Source organism: Allopusillimonas ginsengisoli (assembly GCF_004153455.1).
Classification (GTDB): domain Bacteria; phylum Pseudomonadota; class Gammaproteobacteria; order Burkholderiales; family Burkholderiaceae_B; genus Allopusillimonas; species Allopusillimonas ginsengisoli.
Genome location: NZ_SDQE01000002.1, coordinates 553,351 through 576,866 on the forward strand (window position 1 = coordinate 553,351; position 23,516 = coordinate 576,866).

A 23,516-nucleotide genomic window follows, 5' to 3' on the forward strand; every position below is an offset into this window, starting at 1 on the left:
TTATGTCCACCTTGATCTCACCCATTACCCGGCGGCGCATTGCCGCCTTTTCTTTGGCGCTCTTGCCGACCGGTGCCTGGATGGCTGCCGCCACCTGGGGCAGCCATATGCACTGGCGAGACTGGAACGCCAAAACGTTCTGGCATTTTGTGATGCTGACGCCGCAGTACCCAGTGCTCTACGGCTCACTGGGCATCGGTCTGGTTCTCGCATTGGCACTTATCCTGCTTATCGGGCGCACCGCCAGAACCGAAGGGTTTGAGGGCGCTGCCTACAAACGCTTTGTGCGTGGCACACGCACTACCTCGGCAAAAAGCCTGGCCCGCCAGTGCGAAGAAAGTGGCAAACAGCAAATCGACGTGGGCGGCATCCCCATGCCGCCTGCCAATGAGAACCTGCATTTGCTCATCAGCGGTGCCACGGGCTCCGGTAAATCGGTGTTGTTGCGCCACATGGCCGCTTCGGTACTCAAGCGCTCACAGCACGACATGAGCAACCGTTTGCTCGGCCAAACGCCCGAGCGCAACGACCGGATGATCGTGATTGACCCCAATGGGGACCTACTCAGCAAATTCTGGCAACCCAGCGATGTGATCCTGAATCCCTACGATGCCCGCAGCCAGGGCTGGTCGTTCTTCAATGAGGTTCGTGCCGATTACGACTGGAAGCGGCTGGCCCACTCTATGGTTCCCATGAGCCAGGACAAGAACGCTGAAGAATGGAACGACTTCGGCCGCCTGCTGCTACGCGAGACGGCCAAGAAACTCCACCAATTGCAGGGCAACGAGGCTAGCGTCATGGATCTGTTTCGCCTATGCACCATCGAAGACCCCAAGGTTTTGAAGCAATTCCTAGAAGGCACCCTGGCCGAATCTCTTTTTGTTGGTTCCAGCGAAGCCAGTAAGGCGCTGTCTTCCGCCCGCTTCGTACTGTCGAACAAGCTGTCCGAGCACACCGGCATGAAGCCCGGGCGGTTCTCCATCCGAGATTGGCTGGCCAAGCCCGATGGTGGGAACCTGTACATCAACTGGCGCGAAGACATGATGAGTTCCATGAAGCCACTGGTGTCGTCATGGGCCGACGTATTCATCACGTCCATCTTATCCATGCCTGAAGGCACCCACCGACGCTGGTGGTTGTTCATTGATGAGTTGGCTAGCCTGGAAGCCCTGCCGTCACTGGAAGCGGGCCTAACCAAGGGCCGGAAAAACGGCCTGCGCATCGTGGCGGGATTACAGAGTACATCCCAACTGGAACACATCTACGGTCGCACCATGGCCACTACCATTCGAGCCAGTTTCCGCAACCTGGCTGTCCTGGGCGGCTCCCGCACCGACCCACAGACGGCGAAAGACATGAGTGAAAGCCTCGGCACACATGAGGTTGAACGACCCAAGTACAGCATCAGTCGAAGTGTGGACCATCGCAACACCTCGGACAATATGGATCGGACGTCAGAAGACGTCGTGACGGCGGCGCAGATACAGGCGCTGCCTGCGCTGGGCGGGTACGTGGCCTTGGCGGGGGATTTCCCGATTGCTAGGGTGAGCTTGCCGTTCAGAGAGTTTGCTGTGGCTGCGGCGGCGTTTGAGGAGTCTGGGAAAGTGCTGAATGCTGCTGCGTCCACAACGACACTATCACACAGATAGAGTATCCCGAAGGTTGAAAGCGGCCACAAGCGGTCATCCGCCGATGCTTGGATACAGAAGTTCAAGCGTCACCCCTACCTTCGACCGGCCTTTCAGAGACTGACTTCGTCTATCGAAAGATCGGAAAGAGCCGTCGATCATGCCGCATTGTCTGCAGCCGACTGCGAACCGCTGCTTTCGGAAAGTACAAATTGAACGCTGCCTCTGTTCGTCACACGAGCTACTGTCACAGTATTGACAAGACATTGTGCGCTCAATCTCACACACTCCAGCGCCAACCTGTCCAAAAGGTCCTGCATGTGTCGGTCTACTTTTGGGCGTGGTTAGAATGCGCCTTATGCCGAAGACTTCGAACTCAACCGCGTGCGCATAATCACGAGTAGGCCTCCCCGGTTAGTAATAACGCAGATATCGCTGGCTTAGATGCCTTGAGATCACTAATTGACGCCACGTATCGCTTAGGTTCCGCATGCGGGATAGTCACACCGTATTTTTCGTTCAGGTCGGCCGGCCGCATCTCGAAACAGGCTAGGCCGGCGCCTAGTGTCACCAACTTACTTCCAAGAGGAGTCACGACGATCCGACATCCACCGAGGATTTTCATGCTGTCTTTGTACCGTTGCATTGCCTTCAGCAGCTGTCTATACGCCTCGAAAGGGTTCGATTCATGCACATGCAGGATGTTCGTCGTCGGAGTTCTGCGGCTTGCAAACAGCGGCGTTTCATATTCCACTAACAGGTCATCGGCACGCCGTGGATTCAAGGATGGATGCGGCAATACGGGGCAGATCTCGGCTGAATCGGGAATCTCAGCGAGTGCCATCAGCTTTTGCAACTGACTTACCCTGTTCTCGCCTAAGATCGGAAACCAAACGAGCGGCCAATCTCGCACGCTCTCGGCATGCATTGCTCCGGTGAAACCTGGGATTAGAACGAGGTCATTGCTTGGATCTTCTGCGCGAATGTTCCCGTCTAATCTAGCGTCCTCTGCTACCAAAACTTGAAAATTGACACCATTTGCCGCCAAAGGATGCACGCCATCCGTCTCGATGGCTTTGTTTGGAACGAGTTTATTAAGCAGGCTGGTTAGCAATGCTAGGTAGGCAACCCGTGGCAACGAACTAACGTCAAGAACGATGTCAGTTTGATCGGTGACCTCTTCGAGCACCGCCCTGATTCCTATGGCAAGTGCGGTGCTTGCACTAATGTCATCTTCGTCATTAGAGGATGAGCCAATAGGAATGTTCTTCACTGCACCGAGCGGTGCGAAGATCATCTCTAGACGCGCAGCATTTTCCTCGGTAAGTTGGGCGATATCGTCTTCGAGTTCGTAATCTGTGAAGCCAACCAGTAGCAACTGGGCTTTCTCGACATTTCGGCCAGACGCTTGCAGACTCTTGACCATCTCCTGCATAACATATTGGGCGCGAACGTCGAAGCCGCGGCCTGCAATGTAGAGTAGGCGCAGTGGGCGTTTGTCGAAAAGCCGATCCCACATTTCGTGGACGCCATTTCCTCTGCGAAAGACATAGTGGTCCCAAAGCATCATTAGCTCATCTCCAGACGGGGGCGGCGGCTTGGAACAAGGCCTCGCTCCATCCAATCGATCATCTGGGCCGCAGTAATATCCTGCCAACCGCCTTGCTGCAGGGGTAGGCCGTAGTGAGCGCAGAGAGTTCTGTTCAAATAAAAAACCGTCCCGCTTTCCCTCGATGTGCTGGCGGCACTGGGTTTGGCCAGCAATAAATTTTCCGCAGCACATTCTGCCAGAACACGAATCAGTAATGTGCTTTTTTCGGCCAACGCCTTCGTTGCAGTCTCGAGTTTGTTTAACTCGCTCTGGGAAAGACGCACTCCAGTAACACCCGGTGCATACGGGGCGTTGGGTGCGAATGTTCTCTCGCGGCAGAAAACCCCAACGGAGTCGAGAAGTCGCTGTGCTCGCAAGCCCTCAGTGTGACTCTTGGGGATGAACTCCCGCTTTCGTTTGGCAGCATCCTTGAGTAGCTTTTCTTGCTCGACCGGAGTCAGAGTCGGCTCTGGCTTCCGTAGCACCTGCTTGTTCTGCATGCCGATATAGAGTGCTGCCGCCAGCGACAGCAACTCTTCGACGTTGGCACTAGCCATCACACATAGTCGATCGAGGCCGAAGTAGTATGGAATCTTTAACTCGTCGTGCATGAAGATTTCTGCAGCACCTCTGACCTGTGAGTTATCACGATCATCTAACTCTTCTGTTGACAGGGCCATGTCCAAGGTCATCTGACGCTTCGATTCGTCCCGCGCAAGCAGGATGCGCGTGACATAAAGTTCAACCAAGGACTCGATGCTGGCTTCTGCACTGTGCTGTTCCGCTCGAGCTAGCCACTCGCTATATCGAACATTGCTCTCGTGTCGTTGGACATCGTCGCGAAATACCTGAATGCCTTTGCCTACCTCAGTCCGGATTTCGTCAAGAACAAGCTCTCCACGTAGGCACTGTGAGAATGAATTAGATGCGACTACGTCCTGTATCAACATCCGCCGGTCCAAGATACTTTGCGCAAACGTCGCGAATTGGTGTGGGCCACGTGGCCCGCTCCACATTTCCTCTAAGGCATACTCGTGTATGTCTCTGCCTTGTCGAACACCTTGCGAGAGCAGGCCCTCGCCGAGTGCAATGGACCGCTCGGCAAGCCAGATCGGGATGGTAGAACGCTGAACCGCGAGTTCATCGATTAAAAGCGCGCGCTGTTTTCGCCGAAGCTTGTGAAGATCGTCGATCATCAGCAAACGTTTCGATGCGACTTGTCGCCCTTCGACGACAAACTGCACGGTTTGAAGCCATAGCGCGCCCTCGAACTGAAAATGGGAAGGCATGTCTGCAGTGTCCTGCTCAACGAACGCATCGAGCTGGGCATACACACGCTGCTCATGCTGCTCCGCCCAATCGGCAAGTTCTCGAGCGCTGGCAAGGCGTGGGATGCCTTTCAGGTCGTTAATCTGCTCGGCATACTCTAATCGGATGGTATCGAACTGATCGGGCGTGCTGAAGCCAAGCAGCGCTCCGACACTACGAAGCGTTCTCAGCACTACGCGACAGTCGAGCAGCGCGCGAAATAATCCCTCCTGTTTAATATCGGCACCTGGCGGAAGGTCTGCATAGCCCGAAGCGCAGGAGAGCAATACACCAAGAAACTGAGGCCGATCCTGATCGTCCAACACCCCTTTCGAGACTAGTTTCTGAAAAGACTCGGCCAACTCTGGGGAGCGACGAGCGGTCCAGAACGCGCGCAGTGCTGTTGGCGTGAATGCTCGTAGTAGCGTAGTTTTTCCCGCGCCGGGGGCACTTCTGAAGATATGGATACCGCCCTTGAAGGCGTCCTCGGCTAGCTTCTCCAAAATCTTCGGCGAGAACAGGCGAACGAAGTCGAGATCTGATGTCGTACGCTCCGACATACGTTCTAAGAATGGATTAGTGTGATAAGCCATCAGAATTCTCGATGCCGGCTGACGCGCGGAAACAAACCGAAAGGTGTGTTTGACTCCGGCCCCCACAGCATGTAGATTGAATTGTTCGGGGAGTTATGCGAAAGAACAACGGGTAATGCGCAGCCAGCAAAGCCCATACGGGCATCAGACGTTCCGCCTACTGCAATGTGCTTGTCAGTCGCTCTGGCGTCGTAATAGTCGGTTTTTTCCAGAAGAGCACGAATCTTTGGATCAGACTCACGTTTGAGCGAAGTTTCAGGTTCGATCGGGCATAGCACCCGAACCTGCAGCGGCTTGTAGCCTTTTTCGGAAGTAAAGCGTTCAGACCAGTATTCGATGTGGTCGATGGCCTGACGTGTCGCAGTGTAGAGGAGGAGGAAGACTTCATAGTGAGAGGTATCCACAAGATCGCCTCGATGAAGGCGTTCGTATATCTTCCTAATCTTCCCTTTAAAGGTTCGTTTCTCGCTGTCATACCGGATATAGGTATTACCGCTGCCAGAAAAGTCATCAAGTAACCAGATCAAGTTGAAACGGGGCCGCTCAAGTTGGAACTCGGAATCCGTAAGTGAGGCTTTCAACTCCTTGAGCATGTCATCGGCCTTTTCATCACTCAGCTCATAGGCTTGCCATATCTGCTCGTTCGTGATGTCGCCGCCGCTTGCGCGCCGCAATTCGTTGGTGCGAGCGCCGTCGCTCAATCCCAAATATAAAGATTTAAGTCGAAGTTCGTTGAAGCGAGGGTGGCCTGAAATCTTCCCGACGAGGTGCGCAGAGATGTCGTGCTCTTCGGCGACGAGACGCATGCACTCTTGAACAATCAGGTCCGGATATGCAGTGCTTACTAGATGAGTGAATTCAGCATCAGAGAAGTACACCAGTCTACGAGTCACGAGTTCAAGCGCAGCTTCACGATCTTCGGGGCTGAATTGATCAAGCCAAAGTGCCAGACTCTCGATAAAACGACGCCCAGGCCCAAACTGTTGATAGTGATCGTATTTGTAGTCTGCGAGCAACTGCAGAGTTGGCAAGAAACGCGGAGGGGCATCAAGGTCTCTCCAGTCCATTACCTTTGCAAGTAGTTGTGCTGCGTTATGGTCATGCATGGCTGGATGACTCCGTCTGCTCTGGAGGCGAAAGGCGTACGGAGAACGACCCCGAGTCGTCTTCTACGAAACGCTCCAGGTACCAAAGCGAGGCATCCACGTCACGCCGATGAGAAGGCGCAAGCTTCCAGCCTCGATCGAGTCTGCGCGATGGGACGTCCACGCTAAGTGAAAACCGGTGTTCAAGAAGCGCAGAGTCGTTTCCGGGCCACGCCCCTTGGTCGCCTAGTGTCAAAATCTCATATGGGTCAATCTTGAAATTTTGGATAATGTGCGCGATAAGCCTAGATTTGGTGATGCCCGCAGCGAGTATATCGACAGAGTGCTTGCTCTTAACCATGCTAGAGAGGTCGAGACCAGCTTGACGCAGTGCGTCTGCCACGACGAACCACATGTTGTCGGTAGGTAGGCCCTCTCGGAATCGAACGCTGACTTGATAGGGGTGTGTGGTCCTGTGCTCATGGATGGGCACACCAAGAGCTTTTAGACGCACAATGATTCGCGTAACGTGACTTAGAAACTCACTGGTCTCCTGAGGTTTGACGGGAGGGGTCGCGGCGTCGGCCAGTGATCCGCCGTTGTATAGGCCTAGCTGAATTCCCTTCAATATGTCGTTGGGCAGGCACGTCTCCAAGCACTCCTGTATTGATCCTCCGCGGCCCGACGCAATTCCGACGACGACGCCCGATCGGACGAGTCGTTCCAGATGGTCGAGAACGCTCTTAGGTGGAGGATCGTCGGTTCGCTGTGAGTTGCTCAGCGTGCCGTCATAGTCGAAGACGACGGCACGAAAACGTTGCTTCTCCAGCGTATCGATGAACTCATCTTTAGCTCTGCGCATCGAGCCGTGGTTGCGTTGAGATGGCCATCTTGCGCCAAGTACGTCGTACTTTGATCGTTCTATGCCATCCGCCTCTTCCGCCGGGACTGGAATGACTTCCTGAAGCTTGATGTAATACATTTCGCGACCGAATTGTGGAACCACGGGTCGACCCGGGTCTTGGTTAAGACCCTTAGCAATCGCGGAGACGAGGTACATCTGTGCCACTAGGCCAGCAATCAGATCACGTGGCGTAGCACCGGCGAGACCCATCGTCAACGTTGGCACATTGCTAGGAAATAGGGTTCTCATGCTTCCCCAGAGATCGCCAAGCGACGGTTCGGTAATTGCCAGAACTGCGCAGTCTTGAGGCCGGTTGGCAAGCCAAAGATGCCTGCCGTGCGCATATGACCTTAGATCCACAAATTGGGTATGCAATAATGCGGCCTCAGAGAGCTTCGACTCTAGGTCAGCTGCGATAGGTTTCAACAGCGGCGAATAGATTGCAGTCACCGCGCCACGCGAAACGCACTCATCAACGAATTTTTGTGCTTCTGCTCTCCAATCGTCCAGCGTCTGTGTGCCAATGCGAAGGTCGGAAAACTGAGCAGGCAAGTGATCCTGAGTTTGATTCAGCTCACCATATGCGCGCGCGAAGAGAACTGCATCGAGCAGCAAACTATTCGTTGCTAAATACCCGTCTTTCTCGGCGAGTTCATAGATGTGGGTGCTGACGCCTGTCAACTTTTCGACTTGGTGCATCAAAGGACAGTCGGCTCGATTGGTCACGACATGTACTGGTCGGGCGCTATGTCTGCGTGCACGCTGCATAGCTTCAATGATGTCCGGGTTCTTGCCCTCAGCCGAAATCAGAAACACTGGGCTGGAGGCAGCAAGCGTCGGATTGCAGATAATTTCTAACGGCGTCGAAGGTCGGGACACTCGTCCAGTGTAGGCCTCGTGCAGGTTGCAAAGCAGTGAGGCCACCGTAAAGGAGCCTCCTGAACCCACGCCGATGACGCTGGACTCACTAGCGCCAGCAATGGCTGCCTTCAGGCGCGACACATCCGCACTCATAGCTGCGCCGTATGTGGCAGCTAAACGCTGAAGCTCCCTGTCGTATTGAGTGAGGGGCACCTTGTTATTGTAAAGAGTCGTCAATAAATTTCTGCCAAATTATTTTCTTGTCGCGCGGTTTTTCTGCGCATTGGCGCTTTCCCCTTGCGAGGGGGCTCATTTTCAGCTTGCCTCAATTCAGTCCGAATTTCCATTAGCAACACGCCAAGCATATTCAGTCCTTTGCCATTTACTTCTCCCCATGTCCTATTCACAAGATTGTCCGTACGGCAGGACTCAACTAGTCGGGCTTCGCCAGTAGATAAAAGCAGAGCTCGCAAATCCTCGTGTTGCGTGTACTTGGCTCTCAAGACTTCGCGCATTCGATCGAATTTCATTTTCGACCAGTTTGGCACAATGTCCCAAGTGTATAGCCCGTGCGCGGCCATCGCCACGAGCGAAGGCGTTGGCGCGCTCAATATCCAATCGCGCACAGCTTCCTTGCGGGCTTTGCCCGCTTGATACGCGTGCTCGGCTGTCGGAAACTCGCCACCTTCAAAAATGATGGTACGCCTAAACAAGTTGCTAAAAACGCCATATGGCTTCTCATTCGATCGATAGAAGCGAATCTCCGTCGAGGTCGCCAGTTCTTCGTCGGCAGTCGAAATCGACGGCATTCGATCTTTTTTTGTTTTCGTCATATGAATTATTCCTTCACGGGCGGCGTCAATGGATAAAGATTCAAGCTTCTACAGTGGTTGACCAGCAGCACCTCCACCAGATTAGTAAGGCTGCGTCGGTCATGCGCTGCAGCCTTTTCGGCTGCAGCTTTAATTTCTGGGTCGACTCGCAACGTTACCGTTGCTGTCTTAATCTTTGGTCGTCCGCGTGGCATAACTGAAAGTTAGAATTACGTAGTGCATAGTGATTTATTAAATACATCATATGTACTGCATTTTATAGTACATATGATGTATTTTCAATCAGCAATTAAAACTCCTGAGAGCCATTTTTCTATAGGGTGATCAATACCGGGGCTGGGCGGTCCAATGACATCCAATGATGCAAATCATCGACGGCGAAAGCTTTCGATCTTAGCCCAAGAAAATCAGCGAAGATGTTGAGCCTTCTAACGCGTCGGTTTTTCCGAGCTGAGTTTTTTTGATATTTTCACGCAGCCTAACTCTTTAGCTGCCCCCACTCATCCGCACAACCTGTGGATAAACGTGCAAATCCCCCCTTTCCCTTCAAGGGGTAGCACCGACGCGGATTTACGCTTCGTTGGCTAATCTCTCACCATCCCCTCTCCCGGAGCCCCCATGATCTCGCACAGCCAGATCTACCGCGCCCGTGCGGCCCTCGCCACCCATTACTACGCAGACCAAGCCGACGACTACTACAGCCGCGACGGCAGCGCCGCCACCTGGCAGGGCGAAGGTGGCCGGCGCCTTGGTGCTGTCGGCGAAATTGACCCCGCACGGTTCAAGGCCATGCTTCAAGGCGACTTTGGTCGTGGTACCGCCGCAGGCCGGTCAATCCGCAAGGATGCAAAAGCTCGCGCCGCCCTTGATCTCACCTTCGGCGCACCCAAAAGCATCACCTTGCAGGCCTTGATCGGTGGCGACGAACGCCTAATCCGCGCCAACGATAAAGCGGTCGCTGCTGCTCTTGCTTATGTAGAGCAGCATCTGACCATGGGCCGCCACAAAGAAAATGGCAAGTCACGGGTAGAACACACAGGGAACCTCATCATCGCCAAATTTCGCCACGAGACAGCACGTCCTACCGAGGACGCTGCCCCCGATCCGCACCTGCACGTTCACGCCCTGCTGATGAATCTGACCCAACGGGCCGACGGCGGTTGGGTGGCCGTGTCCAATGAAGAAATCTTCAAACTGCTGCGCGTGACAGATTCGATCTACCTGGCAGAGCTAGAACGCAATGTACGTGCGCTGGGGTACGCAGTGCGCCATGAAAAGAGCCATATCGAACTGGCCCACATCAGCCGCGAGCAGATTGAGTTTTTCAGTAAACGCAGCGCCGGTATCACTGCTGAACTGTCTGCACGCGGCACCAGTCGTGAAGAGGCCCCTCACGCCCTGCGCCAAGGCATCACCCTGGCCCACCGCCAGGCGAAGACTCAGGAACTCAGCCGCACAGAGCTGCATCGCCAATGGCGTGACGCCGCTACCGTCATCGGAATGCAGTTTGATCAAGCCAGGGAGCAAGCAAACATCCAACCGGCACAGATATTAGGGCAGCCATCTGACCTAGTCGCACAAGCCTCACTGAACTGGGCGATCCAACATCTGGCCGAAAGAGAATCCGTCATGCCTTTGGCGGATTTACTGCAAAACGCCGTTCGCCATGCCGGTGGCCATACGGACATCACAGCCATTCAGTCGACGATCCAGAGCCGTGTGGAGTCCCGCGCATTGATCCGAGAAGCACCCCACTACCGCAGCACCCAGGACAGGCTGGCCCCTCCTATGACGCGCGAAGGCTGGGCCACAAAGCTCATACGCCTGCGCGGCCTACCCCAGGGCACAGCCCTGCAGCTGGTTGACCAAGCCATTGCAGAAGGACGCCTGCTGATGGAAAGCCCACGCTACACGACCCGAAAGGCCTATGAAGCCGAGTCCAGGATACTGGCCGCTGAGCAAACAGGTCGCAGTGCCTGGCAGATCACGATTGCAGATACCTGTGCCGAAAGCAGACTGGACACACGGCTGACGCCTGGCCAGCGCGAGGCCATCATGTTGATTGCGACCGGTCCCGATCAGATCGCCGGTATCCAGGGTCTAGCTGGCACTGGCAAATCCTTCGCTCTGCAAAGCGCCCAAACCATCCTGCAACAGCAGGGGCACTCCATGACAGCCCTAGCCCCCTACGGGAACATGGTTCGCAACCTGCGCAAAGATGGAATACCAGCCAACACGATTGCATCAATACTTGCCGCTACTGACAAACGCCCCTTCATAGACACCCTGGGACCGAAAGCCATCGTAGTGATTGACGAAGCCGGCGTCGTACCGGTGCGGCAGATGGACAAGCTGCTGGCCCTCATTCAGCCGACAGGCGCCAAAGTGGTCTTGCTGGGCGACACCGTCCAGACCAAGGCTATTGAGGCAGGCCGCGCGTTTGCCATGTTGCAGGAAAACGGTATGAAAACCGTATTGATGGCAGACATCCAGCGCCAACGCTCTGAACGGCTGCGCCAAGCAGTGCAATTAGCTGCCGAAGGCCAAGCCAGTCGATCCCTGCCACTCCTAGATCAGGTACGCACCATCCCGGACCAGTTCACTACCGACGAGCATGGCCACAAAAGCCGCGACAGTTCCGCCCGATATGAGGGTATCGCCCAAACCTATACGCGACTCTCAGCGGCAGACCAAGCTGGCACCATCGTGGTCACCGGCACCAACGCTTCGCGTGTAGCCATCAATGAACGGATCCACGCCCTGCTCGGTTTGGAAGGCAAAGGACATCAATGCCAACTGCTAGCTCGCCATGACACCACCCGTGCAGAACGCAGCGTAGCGCGGTATTACACCGTGGGCGACATTGTCGTTCCTGAACGGGACTACCAGTGCGGCCTGAAACGTGGCGAACAGTACCGCGTGACCGGCAGCACACGTCATGACCGCATTACCGTCGAACCGATCCGGCCCGACCCGTCACGTACGCAACCCATGGAAATCATCCCGAAAACCATGAGCAAGCTATCGGTCTACCACCTGAACCAGGCAGAGCTGTCTGTGGGCGACCATGTCCGCATCACACGCAACGATGCCCAGAATGACCTGGTCAACGGTCAACTGGCGAAGGTCACGGCGATTGATGCAACCAGCGTCACCATCGAAACCAACGGTCGCCGGGTGCAGCTGTCCACAGATCGACCGCTGAACATGGACTATGCCTACACTACCACCGCGCATAGCGCCCAAGGCCTGACCTGCGACCGGGTTCTTTACAACGCCGAAAGCTTCAGCCGCACTACCGCTCAGGACACATACTATGTCAGTATCTCGCGCGAGCGGCATGAGGTCGTTGTATTCACAGACGATGCGAAGACGCTGCCTGAGCGGGTGGATCGGCTGACGTACAAAGGGCTGGCACATGACCTGCAGCCGGTGGCGGCCAAAGACCTGACGCACGGTCAGAACGAACTCGGCGCCCTTTCCCTACGCCCGGAATCTGAGCTAGAAATAGGATGATCTAGTTTCGGTAGGCGTATTGCAGCAGTCCCGTCACTCCATTGCAGCCCGTATGCTGTCATCGCGCAGCTCCCATGCTGTCTTCATGCAGTCATAGTGCAGATGGAAAGCCGTCGGTATGCAGTCATTATGTTGAGGGTATGCGCCGGCCACCCCGTCTACATGCAAAAGTGCCACAGTTGTGGCCCAATTTCTGCCCAAGACATCAATGCTTTACGTCACTTTGTCGACCTGTCTGTCCTACAACAAGGAATTCGGTCATTTGCTCGCAAGCGATTGAGATACAAGCGTTTTCCTTACCCCGCCAGGGGTGCGTCTTGTGTGGCACTTTTAAGGCCACAAATGAGCGGCAGCGAATTTGGGGGTTTAAAAGTGCCAGCCAGATCGAAGATCTGGCAACGTCATCAGTCAGGGCCCCATCGAAGATGGGGGAATTGCCGAGACAACTCTTATGACAGACTGAAAGCGACCCATTGCTGCCGCTCAAGCTTTGGCGACGAACGTCTCCTGTGCTGTCGGCAATAGATGCCGAAGTAGAAATCAATCCATGCGGGCGCCAGCTTGAACATGGCCATTGCCCCTGCTGAGCGGAACGTGTCTTCCTTCTCGATTGTTTTTGCATAGTCGTACATCTCCTTATCAATAGCAGCGTACGAAGTAGGGGCGATTCGTCGAAGTTCTCATCAGCGATCGTGTAGGCACATTAGTTGACTCGCTACCACGAAAATCATCCGATAATTAGGGGAGGAACGCAGCTCACCAGGGCCCGCCAGGCTCTCGATGCTGCGGACCTAGTCGCAACAGAATTTCATCATGAGGATAAAGCGTGATCTCTAATGAAGCTTGGAACAAGCTTGATGCTGTCGTCGGCAGTGCAATGAACCGTTGGACGTCGTCGAAATCTGGTCGAATGACGTTTCAACTCGAACGTCAAGAAGATTACTACCAAGTCGTCACGGAGGCGGGGCGTCGGCCTAGAAAGTTTGACAGACCGATGTTCGAAGACTTTTGGAGGCTCTGGTCGCTCGGCAAGCGGGTACCCGACGACTTTCGAGACATCGGGCCTACGGGAGGCATGTTCAAGCTCGCATATTACCTGTTGCCCATCGCCGCCGCCCTCGATTCACAAGCGCCAAAAAGGTCGTTCAAGTACGGTGATAAGCCGACGTGGAAGTTCGCTGTTGAAGCGGTGCGCGATCTCGGCGGTAGAGCATCGCTCGAACAAATCATGCATCACTTCGCAACGCAAAACCCGGAATTCAAGCTCTCAAACGTAAGACCGGACCTTGATCTTGTCACCGTAAATGCTTTTGGAAGGGCCAACTGGTCTCAGAACAAAAAGCCCAGGAGACTCGACGGCACCAATCCCTACGACGTCTTGTTTTCTGAGGGTGGAAGCACAGGTTCGTACGTCTTCTTCAATCCGGAAATTCACGGATTATGGGAGTTGGCCGCCGTGCCCGGCGATGACAAATTGCGACCTCGCCGGCTTGATGAGGAGCAAACAGAAGAAGAACTAAACGCCCTAAGCGACGGGCTTGATGTCGGTGATGAGTTTGATCCACACGATGACACTGACGCCAGGACTAAAACTCTTGGGGCAATTGCAAGACGGCAGGGGCAATCAAGATTCAGGCGGACACTAATCAAAGCCTACGGTGGACGCTGCGCCTTCAGCGGCTGCGACGTTGAGCAAACGCTTGAGGCTGCTCACATTCGACCTTATCTCGGGGTCCGCACAAACGTCGTTGTGAACGGCCTTCTCCTGAGGTCGGACCTCCATACCTTGTTCGACCTGCGCTTGGTACGGGTCAACCCAGAGAGCATGGAGATCGAAGTGTCCTCGAAGGTGAAGGGACTTCACTACCAGGCCATCGCGGGCACCGCCATCACTGTGCCGCGCGTATCAATAGAACGTCCGAGCCGTGAAGCTATGGAATGGCACTGGAACGCTTGTGAGCCTAATTTTCCGTCCCTTGCGGTAGCAAGGTGAATAAGTCGCGCGACGGTACCGATAACACTGTTGTTCGGCAGATCGTTTGGCGGGATACTCCGGAGGCCCCCGCCGAGGGTAGGACGATGAGCCGCATAATGTGACTGAAGGCCGGTCAGATCTGGAGCGGGAATTCAACTGAGCTTCCTTAAAACCGCTTTTGGCCGTTTGTAACCAAAGGTCGATGCCCGAAACCGACCCAATGCAGTCAATCAAGTTATCCGTTAAAGACGGCACTTCGCAGTGCCATACGGCGATCAACATCGGATTAGGCTGCACCTCGCGGAAAGGCCCCGTCAACTGGGTGCCAGACTCGCGAGCAGGATCTGTGTGCGCGACCAGCCTGCCAGGCTGATATCTTGGTAACGACACTGCGGGATTTTCTCTTAAATGAATTACACCGCATGCACTCTATGTCCTCCCAGAACCACATCACTGATTGGATCATTTGTTCAAGTACGCGCTCGGGTAGCGTGATCGAGGCGAAGGGGGGATTCTTGGGGCCATCTTGCGAAGTGACGAAGTGAAAGGGCCCTGCCATTATTTCCGTCCCTGGAGCTAACCAGTTGAACCAAAGGTTCGGGCAAAGTTCATGCACCTTGCGTGCAGCGGCACCATCGCCATGCCGGATAGCGTTGCCCAGATTCTGTAATAAGTCGAGGTCTGAGTACGAGTCGAAGGCATGCAGCGGAACGCCCATCAGCCGAAGGAAGTGATCTTGCAAGCTGGAGGCTCTTCCTCCCCAAGTTGCGCGCTCTAACGTCTGGGGTTGGGGAAATTTAGTTAGCTTCTTGTCCCGCCGAATGAGCATAGCTCGCAGCCCGCGCTCCCACATCGACTGTACTGCGATTACGTAACCTTCGATAGTGGTTTGGAAGAGCTCAGCATATTCATCAGCAAAAAAATCTGCCAAGGGTTCGTCGCTTCCTTGAAATTTCGTTATCTCTGCATCGAGCGCTCGAAGCGAAGGCTGAACGACACTTTCCTTGAAGAGCTTTAGAGACTGCAAATGACCGCTAGGAAAGCCAACTGAATCATTATCAAGCCATGCGTAGGTTGTGATATCGCAGTGTAATTGACTCATGTGTTTGATCTGTGAGCGAAATCATTCAGGTGATTCCGTATGGTTTAGCGGACTGAGGGGCGATCTAGAGATACGTGTATAAATAGCCCGGGAGCTCCGCGCACTTTCTAGAGAGTTTTTGTAGATAAGTCTAACCATAGGTCGGCCCAATTAGTTCGCGCCGGCCATCATCATGTCGTAGTGGGCCTGCTGATTGGTCTTCACGAAGACCTGCTTGAAGATGTCCATATAGGTGTCGATGGAGGCCTGGTCGAAGGTGTAAAACGCATCGTCATGTGAGAAATGAGATCCGTCATTGACCCAGGCCAACAGGGACCGACACATCGCCTTCTGTTGCCCCTCGAACTGGTCGCAAATCTTGTCGAAGTCCATTCGCCCCAAAATCTTGAAATAGTTCTCCAAAATTCGTCGCATGGTGTTCTGCACGGTCAGAGGCGACTTTTCCGCGCGGCGCAGTTCTGCCCACAGCAAATCATAGGAGGTCTTGATCGGATTCGAGTTGTGGCGCTCGACCACAGGGCCGCCAGCACATTTCCTGACGGTCCAATAGCTGCGTTCTCCCGCCTTGGTGTCGTCGCCTCTGTCTGAGGTATAAGTCACCTCCTTGTGAAAGTAGACGTTGTGGGTCAGTACAAAAATCTGCTTGATACCACCAGTATTCTTACGCACCGGATCGAACAGCGACTTGATGAGGCTGCTGACGATGAATAGAACGTCGCTGTCCATGCTTGACACTGGATCGTCGAACACCACGACGCGGTCAGTTGTCATGCCACTTTCGCTCTCGCTGCCTTTGAGCAGGTGGAAGAAGTAGAGGAATGTGACGAACGAGCGCTCACCCTCGCTCAGCGAATCCTTGGCGTCGCTCCCATCCGCCCTGATCAGTTTGTAGAACGGGCCGCCGTCGGCCTTAGCGATGCTGAAGTTTTGGAAGCCAAAGGATCTCAGCAGGCCGTTGATGTCTTCAATCGTCGGCTCGACGCTCGTCGCAGCCTTCTCCAACTCATTGATCTCCTTCGTCTTGACCACCCTCGACGCGTCAGCCTCTTGAATCTGTGCGCCCAGTTTAGCGATGGCAGAGTTGAGGCCCGCGCGCTTGCTGGCGTAGGCGGACAGTTCGAGCCTGAGCTCGACCTCCAAAATGTACTTCCAGACTTGCTTAGTCAGGTCCGCCCGCTCCATAGTGATGTTTTTCGCGATCTCGTTGTGAGCGGCCACTGCTATGTTAGCCACCGCGATCAGCTTAGAGGCAGCGGCGAGCATTTCGGACATTGGCTCGATTTGGACGGGGAGGCTTGGCTCCTTGACTTTGTTCGCCAGAAGCAGCGCGTTGGTTGCGAGGCGTGCGTCGATGGCTGAGCGCTCAGTTGCGAATGCATCCATGTCTAAAAACCGAGAGCCCCCGTCCGAGATCGCCGACAACCTGGCGCGCAGGGCGTCGGCATCTCGGGCGTATGCGCTATGCAGCTCGGCGATGGCCTTGGTGTCCCTCGCGAAGGCCTCATCGAAGTAGCTCGACAAACTGCCCTCAAAACTATCCTTAACCTTCTGTTGGCAGAATGGGCAACTGGGCTTGCTTTGCTCGTAGAACACCTGGCCCTGTTTAACCCAGTCGCTATTGTCCAGGCGCTGGATCAGCTCGGCGATATCCACATCCTCCTTGCCAATGACCTTCTTGGCAAGGATGGGATTCGACTCGTGGCTTGCGATGTCGGCGGAGCCGAGTTCCGGAACGAGCGCCTCGACGACAGGCGTCGCGCCGAACACCGTTTTTGCCTTGTCTCTCAGGTAATCCAAGGTTTTCAACTCAGCTTTGTTCGATACCAACTCTGCCAGCACGCGTTCCTTGAATCTTTCCGAACTATTCCGCGCGCCCGTGAACGCTTCTTTGAAAGCCTCGTCGTGCTTCTGCTTCTGGTCCCAGCATTTGTCCTTGATGTGTGCTTCCAGCTCGGCCAACTCCCCTTTTTTTCCCGACTTCTGATCCTGCCCTTGCAGTGTGTTGGTCAATTGCTCTTTGGTTCGGACAATGCCATCTAGTTCGGTCTTCTTCGTCGCAATGGCATCGAGATTGGCGATATCCTGCTCGCCTAAAGTGAAGATTCCTTTGAGATGCGGGACAGCGTTGAAGTTGCGCTCGACGAAGTCGCGGTTGTAGACCATCGGCTCCAAAGGCGTCCCCTTTTTCCAACCAATAGCGCAATTCGGGTGGGCACCCGGGTTGGCGATGACTCTCGTGATCGTAGTCTTGCCTGCACCATTAGTGCCGAAAAGGAAATTAAATCGTGCGAGGCGGTCGAGGACTTGCGGCGCGATGCCATAGGTCGCGGTCTTCGCAATGCTCAAAGATTCGATCATGGCAAGCTTATCCCCTATTCCAAAAAAAGAACGTTGGACAATCTTATTCGGGATCCGTAACTAAAAGTGCTTTTGAAACAACAATTGCAAGAGCGGCGGACGGCTGATTGAAGTCTATTATCTACGTCTCAAAGCGACCCATTGCAGTCACTCGTTTGCTTAGTCGATATATCGTGCCGCACCAGTTAGGGAATGCTCTTACGGGATTGACCTGTTGGCGGATTTTTCTAGTTTTTCCTCTATTGCTTGCACCAATGCGTCGATTGGTTGTCGCTTGTGCTGGTTCAGCGCATCTCCTGGTGCAGCTGCTACAGCCTCCGCGACAGTAAGTTTAACTTTCGATTTAACCCGGTCTCCCCACGGTTTTCCTGCCGCACGGAAGCATTCCTTGACGCGATCAGACCACTTGTTATTTCCCTTGAATGCAGACACTGAAAGATTTACTCCGTATTCTGTTTGAACTTGATCCTTATAAATACTCAAATCAAAACAATCTTCCATCTCTGCATTTTTCATGCCTTTGCAGTTAATGAACGTGAGGTCAGCGATTTTTAGCAAATAATCTCTCTCAGCCGCCTCATAACTCTCCCGTCCAGTTTCGTCGTTATCGAGGACCACATGAGTGTTGCATAGCGCATTCGCCAACATGCTGAGCTTGTATGAAAGTTTACTAGCGCCTCCAATAGGCTCGATCACCATTAAACTTTTCTTTAACGCAGACGCAATTTTTGGGCTCAAATGAGATAGCAGTGCCCTAAGTGCAAGTGCGTCATCTGCTCCTTCTACTACGAGGACGAAACTTGCATTCACTAAATTATCTGATGCTCGCACACCCAGCAGCTCACGAACATCTGCGATGCTCTTGGCAGGGGTCGCGCTATTTGCGTCGATAAGAATGTTGCGCGACACTTTTTCACGATCGGCAAATAGGGGACAATGCGTCGTCAGAATGACCTGGTTCTCGGAGACAAGATTTAGGATGACTTCACGTAGGCTATGAATCGCGCCGGGATGGAGATGAGATTCGGGCTCTTCGATCGCTATCACAGACGCTGCTCCAGCAGCCCGCTGTTTATGCCTTAATAATCCAAGGGCAGCGAGACTTTTTACTCCATCTCCTTTATGCTCTAGCAGCGTGCGGGTCCCATCGTCGATCTCCACTCTGCATTGGCTTCTCAATGCGAGGCGCCTAGCGGTCGCGGAAACAATTACATGTGCACTGTTTATCCCTGGAAGAAATTCCTTCAGCGATTTAGTGATCGACGTTCCGACCCTATCCAGTATCGGCTGCTGAAGTTCTGCGATAACTTGGAGTGCATTCTTGTACGCTTCCTGCCGTTCTAGAGTTGCTAACTGCCTAGATAGCATTTCTTGCACTACTGCCTCGGCTTCTTCTGCGGTACGCACCGCCGGGATGTAATTGAAATCGAGTCTCTCTGCTATGTACTGAGCTATCCGAGTAGATTTCTTAGACAAAGCCGCACCGCCGGGGCCTTTTTTTAGGACTTTAATACTCGGCTCATTTTCTTTGCCCACTGTTATTTCGATTGGTAATATTCCATTTAAATTGCTCTTTATTGAGCTTTTGAACTCATCAACTTCTGAATCCGTTAAGGAAAACTCCAAACGAAATTTGGATGTTAGCTCTCTCTTTCGGCCTTGTAATGAGATGGGAAAATCTCGCTTCCAAACATACCGCTCTTCCTGTCGATTTCGTCGAAGCGGGCGTGACGACTCCTCACCATGCTCTGTGAGAATACGCATAGAAACTGCTAGCGCCTTCAAGATATTCGATTTGCCCTCGTTATTCTTGCCAAGGAGCACAGCAAAGTCCCCTAGAGAGATGCGATTCGTTCCGTTAATGCTTCGGAAGTTTGTAACAGAAAAGGCTGAGAGATTCATCGTCTATCCTAACGTGCAAGTTACCTATAGTAACCGTAGTCAGACCGATCAAATTTGTGCCTCGCGAATCGCTAATTTTGCGCCTTGTGAACGTCCGCTCTTGGCCCGTTACCAGCCCCTTACTTTACCGCATTTAACAATGCGTACCTAAATGCGTCTAAAGCAAACTCCGTACCACCTCAGACACTGTCAGCCCGTCTGCCCAGGCCCAGGCAGACGACAACACGTCATTACCCTGTAATTCCTGTGCTTCTATCATCGCCTGAGCATCTGACCATGTCATGTCGCCCTGCTCACTAAGCAAATCATATACAGCGCTTTCCCAATCGTTTCGTGGTTCGGATGGCCTTCTGTTCTCCCGTCTTAATTGATGCCCCAGCTAAAGCTGGGGCAGAGTTTTTTACATGCAAAGCCAGCTGCGTCCCGCACCGGTCAGATTGAACGGTATATCGTCTGCCACGACAGCACCGCCACTCGTGGGGGCAGCAGCAGCGGCCTTACGCGCTGCTGGCTTAGCTGACGACACCTGGCCGTCTGCACCACGGCCCCCGAGCATCTGCATCTGCTCTGCTACGATCTCGGTACTGTAGCGGTCAGCACCTGTTTCTTTATCCCGCCATTTTCTAGTCTTCAAGCGCCCTTCGACATAGACCGCACTTCCCTGGCGCAGGTACTCGCCGGCGATTTCTGCCAAGCGGTTATAGAACACAATCCGATGCCATTCGGTTTCTTCTCGTTTCTCGCCTGTCGCCTTGTCTTTCCAGCTTGTTGATGTGGCAACGGAAATGGTGCAGATCCCGGCTCCATCCGCGCTATAGCGGATCTCTGGATCACGGCCCAAGTTACCGATAATGATGACTTTGTTGACTGATGCCATGTTGTTGCTCCTAGTAGTGGTTCGGCCTGCTAGCCGACAAATTTCCCAGGCCGATAAAGCGGCCTGGGGGTTCGGTTTAGTTATCGGTCGAGCCGTTCAAAAGCTGCATGACGGCTTTAGCCTGCCAAATAGCGGCGTTGTTCAATTGCCGCACCCACGCGCCACGAGTTGGGCTCCATCGAAAACCATGGCGCTTTAGAATTTCGCGAGTGCTTTTTTCCGGCTTGCCTTCGAACATAAACGTCACACGGTTCTCTTCTACGTCCTCGGCGTATGCATACCCCATCCCCTGTATGCTGACTGGCGCGCGCTCCTGGTTGGCCTGTAATTGTTTGATCCGTTGCCCAATGCGGCGAATGTTCGCGTTATTGTTAGTCAAGGTAAAAGACGGGAAGCCCGCACGCCCGGCATAGTCCGGCGCGATCAGCTTCTGTGCGCTTTCTTCCGAGTACCCAAGCTCAAGTAAAGCGCGCCGTTGGCCCTCTGCATCGCCCTTGTGCTTACGGATCACCTGGTTACTCTTTTTCATGCGTTCCTGATTTTCTGTCAGTTGCTCCACCTGGCGCATGAGTTTGCTTATTGCATCCGGGTCATCGCTGGAAACTCCCCCATCGCCTACTGCAGCCGCCTTCTGCACATAGTGGTCAGCCTTCTTTTGCAGATCAAAGGCTTTGCCGTACGTGTTATGGATCCGCTGCCGGTAATTGCGGTCTCGGCCTTCGCTATGGTGGCCAACTAGGATCGGCTGTCCGAACGGAATCGCTTCACCCATTTGCTTTGCGCGGTCATAGGTGGTTGCCGCCTGTGCCTCGGCCTGCACTGCCCTGGCCTCTAGCCTGGCCTTACGATCTGCCTGCTTTGCTTCGTAGTGGTTCATGTCGCTTTCCTTCAAAAAGTGCGCAGTGGCGCGGTTGTGATGTCATTGTTGACCGGGCCTGAAGATTCTTGAGCCCGTTTGTAGGTTTTTGCTGCCTGGTTGTGTGTTGGTTCCATCGCGTTTTGCCGCCAGTCCTGTGAGTTCCATCGCCCTTGCCGTGCTGAATCAGGCAGTGACTAGCGGAAAGGGGGAAGATTTGTAAAAGTCGCGTAGCGGGTTTTATGAACACCCCCTTGAAGCGCCGGAACGCAGTGATACAGTCGGCGTTTTAGGGCGATGGAACTCTTAGGACCAGGCATGCTGTGTCACGACGCACAACCCGGCAGCAGCCCGCGCGGCGAGCGCCACCATCACCGAGCCGGTGATCTAAATTGAAGGTAGTTACTCAAGATGTATCCAGCTTGCGCCAGCAAGCCAATATGCCCGTCCTGGTACACCGGGACGGGCTGCTTTTGTCGAGAAGGAAGAAAACGGATAACACTTGTGCGGCAGCACAAGTCCAACTTGCGCCGCAACGCGCAGCGTCTACCTGTGCAGGCGGGCTCTCACCCGCCCTGCTCCAGGTTTACACTTGACCTCGTTCGGCCATCGAAGTAGTGTTCTGCCCGGTCACGATGATGTGATCCAGCAAACGAACATCAACCAACGCCAAAGCATGTTTTAAGTGCCGCGTCAGTGCCAGATCGGCTTCGCTGGGTTCAGGTATACCGCTAGGATGGTTATGTGACATGATGATTGCAGCGGCATCCAGGCGTAGCGCGGTTTTAACGATTTCGCGCGGGTATACGCTGGCCTGCGTCAACGTGCCATGGCTCATTTCCATGTAACGGATCACCTTAAACTGGCTGTTCAGATACAGCACAGCGGCGACTTCATGCCCCATGCCAGACAGTTTGGCCTGAAAATACCGCTTTACGGCGTTCGGGTTTCCCATATCCGCCCGATCTCCAATCAAACTTTCAGCGGCAACCCTCGCGGCGGCCAGTACGTGCGAATCGGTCGCGGCATGATATCGGCCTGACGGGCTACGCACATACAGCGTCTGCCCTGCGTTCATGTTGTCATAGCCCAAAGCTGCATTGTGGTTAACGTGTTCCATTTTCCTGTTCCTTCAAAAGCCGGTTGGTTTTCCTGCTGACCGGGGCCGAAGATTCCGAGCCTGGTCGTAGGTTTTCGGCGTTCGCAGTAATACGGTTCCTGCGGTGTTGCCGCCGTTGCCGTGAGTTCGTCGCCTTGCCGTGCTGAACTGCTGGCCGGGGCTGATGAACAGGACCGTGGAATAAATGGAGGGGACCCGCCTGGCGGGGAGGATGCCGTTTATGCCGCGAAAGCCAGGGCAGCGGACACGGTTGGCGGTACAGTCGGTGTTTTGGGCGGCGCACTCAGGGCAATGGGAACGACGGCCCGATATGCACTGATTGCGAATGCTGGCCCGCGCGGCGAGCGCCACCATCGCCCGATGGGCGATCTAATCGAAATTGGTTTTAATGGCTAGGTCCGTTAGCATGAACACGAAAGCTTTGGTCCCATAGCCGTTTGCGAGACCTATGCCAACCCGGTACAATGTCGAGCGTGTTGAATAGACTTATCCTCATCGTGATGCTTGCTCTTGTCCCGCTCCAGGCGTCCTGGGCGGTTGTGAGCATGTATTGTGGGCCAGAACAGGTGGGCTGCATTGACCCCTGTTATCCCACCAATCCGGAGCAACAAGTCTATTCAACCGATGTGGCGAAGCAATCAGCCCCAACATCTGGCATGCTGGATCACTATGAGCATTCATGCCATGCTTCTCCTGCGTTCCTCATTTCGTCTTCACACGAAACTACTTTCCTGCACATTTCCAATTTGGCTCCCCGGTTTCCAGAGGCAACGCTAAGTTTGGGTATGCTCGCAGAGCGGCCCGATCGGCCCCAGTGGCTTTCTCTTGCCTAAGCTGGCACGCCGCTAACTCAACTCATTTGCTTGATTGATCCCGCGTTCGGGGCGTGAAAGCGCACGCAGTTCACTGTGCGCGCCCTCTTCCAGCCATCTCAAAATCGCCTAGCGCCAAATGCACTGGACTACCGGTCTTCTAGCGCCAGGCCTTCACCGACGTTGCCCAACATT

The 23,516-nt window shown here is 54.2% G+C and carries 15 protein-coding genes; 3 read left to right on the forward strand and 12 right to left on the reverse strand.

The window, feature by feature from the left end:
• The first annotated feature begins 2 nt into the window (after positions 1–2).
• The gene (locus tag ERE07_RS07615) at positions 3–1,649 is read left to right on the forward strand and encodes a type IV secretion system DNA-binding domain-containing protein (RefSeq protein ID WP_130008196.1); all 1,647 of its coding nucleotides are present in this window, start codon (positions 3–5) and stop codon (positions 1,647–1,649) included.
• 373 nt (positions 1,650–2,022) lie between these two features.
• On the opposite strand, the gene ERE07_RS07620 is transcribed toward ERE07_RS07615, so the two are convergent.
• The 5 genes from ERE07_RS07620 to ERE07_RS07640 all read right to left on the reverse strand — a co-directional run bounded on the left by ERE07_RS07620 (position 2,023) and on the right by ERE07_RS07640 (position 8,803).
• Entirely contained in the window at positions 2,023–3,198 is a 1,176-nt protein-coding gene (locus tag ERE07_RS07620) for a hypothetical protein (RefSeq protein WP_245153526.1), read from the reverse strand.
• Complete coding sequence (locus tag ERE07_RS07625; RefSeq protein ID WP_130008197.1) at positions 3,198–5,120, reverse strand: ORC-CDC6 family AAA ATPase; 1,923 nt, start codon at positions 5,118–5,120, stop codon at positions 3,198–3,200. The genes ERE07_RS07620 and ERE07_RS07625 overlap by 1 nt, the downstream gene beginning before the upstream one ends.
• A complete protein-coding gene (locus ERE07_RS07630) occupies positions 5,120–6,226 on the reverse strand; it encodes a phosphoribosyltransferase-like protein (RefSeq protein WP_130008198.1) in 1,107 nt (368 codons plus the stop codon). Before ERE07_RS07630 ends, ERE07_RS07625 begins: the two co-directional genes overlap by 1 nt.
• A complete protein-coding gene (locus ERE07_RS07635) occupies positions 6,219–8,123 on the reverse strand; it encodes an HAD family hydrolase (protein ID WP_130008199.1) in 1,905 nt (634 codons plus the stop codon). Before ERE07_RS07635 ends, ERE07_RS07630 begins: the two co-directional genes overlap by 8 nt.
• Positions 8,124–8,203: 80 nt before the next feature.
• A complete protein-coding gene (locus tag ERE07_RS07640; RefSeq protein ID WP_245153527.1) occupies positions 8,204–8,803 on the reverse strand; it encodes a riboflavin biosynthesis intermediates N-glycosidase in 600 nt (199 codons plus the stop codon).
• 618 nt (positions 8,804–9,421) lie between these two features.
• Here ERE07_RS07640 and mobF point away from each other — a divergent pair.
• Positions 9,422–12,319 carry a MobF family relaxase gene (gene mobF, locus ERE07_RS07650; RefSeq protein WP_130008201.1) on the forward strand — a complete coding sequence of 966 codons (2,898 nt, stop codon included), beginning with the start codon at positions 9,422–9,424 and terminating at the stop codon, positions 12,317–12,319.
• A 449-nt stretch (positions 12,320–12,768) separates the two neighbouring features.
• On the opposite strand, the gene ERE07_RS07655 is transcribed toward mobF, so the two are convergent.
• Positions 12,769–12,951, reverse strand: a complete 183-nt coding sequence (locus tag ERE07_RS07655; protein ID WP_130008202.1) for a hypothetical protein — start codon at positions 12,949–12,951, stop codon at positions 12,769–12,771.
• A 194-nt stretch (positions 12,952–13,145) separates the two neighbouring features.
• Here ERE07_RS07655 and ERE07_RS07660 point away from each other — a divergent pair, with 194 nt between their 5' ends.
• Positions 13,146–14,312, forward strand: a complete 1,167-nt coding sequence (locus ERE07_RS07660) for an HNH endonuclease (RefSeq protein ID WP_130008203.1) — start codon at positions 13,146–13,148, stop codon at positions 14,310–14,312.
• A gap of 268 nt (positions 14,313–14,580) precedes the next feature.
• Here the strand turns inward: ERE07_RS07660 and ERE07_RS07665 are convergent, their stop codons facing one another.
• From ERE07_RS07665 to ERE07_RS07690, 6 genes are all read right to left on the reverse strand, one after another.
• Positions 14,581–15,396 carry a hypothetical protein gene (locus ERE07_RS07665; protein ID WP_130008204.1) on the reverse strand — a complete coding sequence of 272 codons (816 nt, stop codon included), beginning with the start codon at positions 15,394–15,396 and terminating at the stop codon, positions 14,581–14,583.
• A 150-nt stretch (positions 15,397–15,546) separates the two neighbouring features.
• Entirely contained in the window at positions 15,547–17,754 is a 2,208-nt protein-coding gene (locus ERE07_RS07670; RefSeq protein ID WP_130008205.1) for an AAA family ATPase, read from the reverse strand.
• A 198-nt stretch (positions 17,755–17,952) separates the two neighbouring features.
• On the reverse strand, positions 17,953–19,656 hold the full coding sequence (locus tag ERE07_RS07675) for an ATP-dependent nuclease (RefSeq protein WP_130008206.1): 1,704 nt from the start codon (positions 19,654–19,656) through the stop codon (positions 17,953–17,955).
• 400 nt (positions 19,657–20,056) lie between these two features.
• On the reverse strand, positions 20,057–20,533 hold the full coding sequence (gene ssb / locus ERE07_RS07680) for a single-stranded DNA-binding protein (protein ID WP_130008207.1): 477 nt from the start codon (positions 20,531–20,533) through the stop codon (positions 20,057–20,059).
• 76 nt (positions 20,534–20,609) lie between these two features.
• Positions 20,610–21,410, reverse strand: a complete 801-nt coding sequence (locus tag ERE07_RS07685; RefSeq protein WP_130008208.1) for a DUF3560 domain-containing protein — start codon at positions 21,408–21,410, stop codon at positions 20,610–20,612.
• A gap of 565 nt (positions 21,411–21,975) precedes the next feature.
• Positions 21,976–22,509: a JAB domain-containing protein gene (locus tag ERE07_RS07690; protein WP_130008209.1), complete on the reverse strand. Its 534-nt coding sequence runs from the start codon at positions 22,507–22,509 to the stop codon at positions 21,976–21,978.
• Positions 22,510–23,516 lie beyond the last annotated feature (1,007 nt).

Bases quoted from the DNA above. Each gene is read 5' to 3' on its own strand.
- ERE07_RS07615 (WP_130008196.1), top strand. From the start codon at position 3: ATGTCCACCTTGATCTCACCCATTACCCGGCGGCGCATTGCCGCCTTT.
- ERE07_RS07620 (WP_245153526.1), bottom strand. From the start codon at position 3,198: ATGATGCTTTGGGACCACTATGTCTTTCGCAGAGGAAATGGCGTCCAC.
- ERE07_RS07625 (WP_130008197.1), bottom strand. From the start codon at position 5,120: ATGGCTTATCACACTAATCCATTCTTAGAACGTATGTCGGAGCGTACG.
- ERE07_RS07630 (WP_130008198.1), bottom strand. From the start codon at position 6,226: ATGCATGACCATAACGCAGCACAACTACTTGCAAAGGTAATGGACTGG.
- ERE07_RS07635 (WP_130008199.1), bottom strand. From the start codon at position 8,123: ATGAGTGCGGATGTGTCGCGCCTGAAGGCAGCCATTGCTGGCGCTAGT.
- ERE07_RS07640 (WP_245153527.1), bottom strand. From the start codon at position 8,803: ATGACGAAAACAAAAAAAGATCGAATGCCGTCGATTTCGACTGCCGAC.
- mobF (WP_130008201.1), top strand. From the start codon at position 9,422: ATGATCTCGCACAGCCAGATCTACCGCGCCCGTGCGGCCCTCGCCACC.
- ERE07_RS07655 (WP_130008202.1), bottom strand. From the start codon at position 12,951: ATGTACGACTATGCAAAAACAATCGAGAAGGAAGACACGTTCCGCTCA.
- ERE07_RS07665 (WP_130008204.1), bottom strand. From the start codon at position 15,396: ATGAGTCAATTACACTGCGATATCACAACCTACGCATGGCTTGATAAT.
- ERE07_RS07670 (WP_130008205.1), bottom strand. From the start codon at position 17,754: ATGATCGAATCTTTGAGCATTGCGAAGACCGCGACCTATGGCATCGCG.
- ERE07_RS07675 (WP_130008206.1), bottom strand. From the start codon at position 19,656: ATGAATCTCTCAGCCTTTTCTGTTACAAACTTCCGAAGCATTAACGGA.
- ssb (WP_130008207.1), bottom strand. From the start codon at position 20,533: ATGGCATCAGTCAACAAAGTCATCATTATCGGTAACTTGGGCCGTGAT.
- ERE07_RS07685 (WP_130008208.1), bottom strand. From the start codon at position 21,410: ATGAACCACTACGAAGCAAAGCAGGCAGATCGTAAGGCCAGGCTAGAG.
- ERE07_RS07690 (WP_130008209.1), bottom strand. From the start codon at position 22,509: ATGGAACACGTTAACCACAATGCAGCTTTGGGCTATGACAACATGAAC.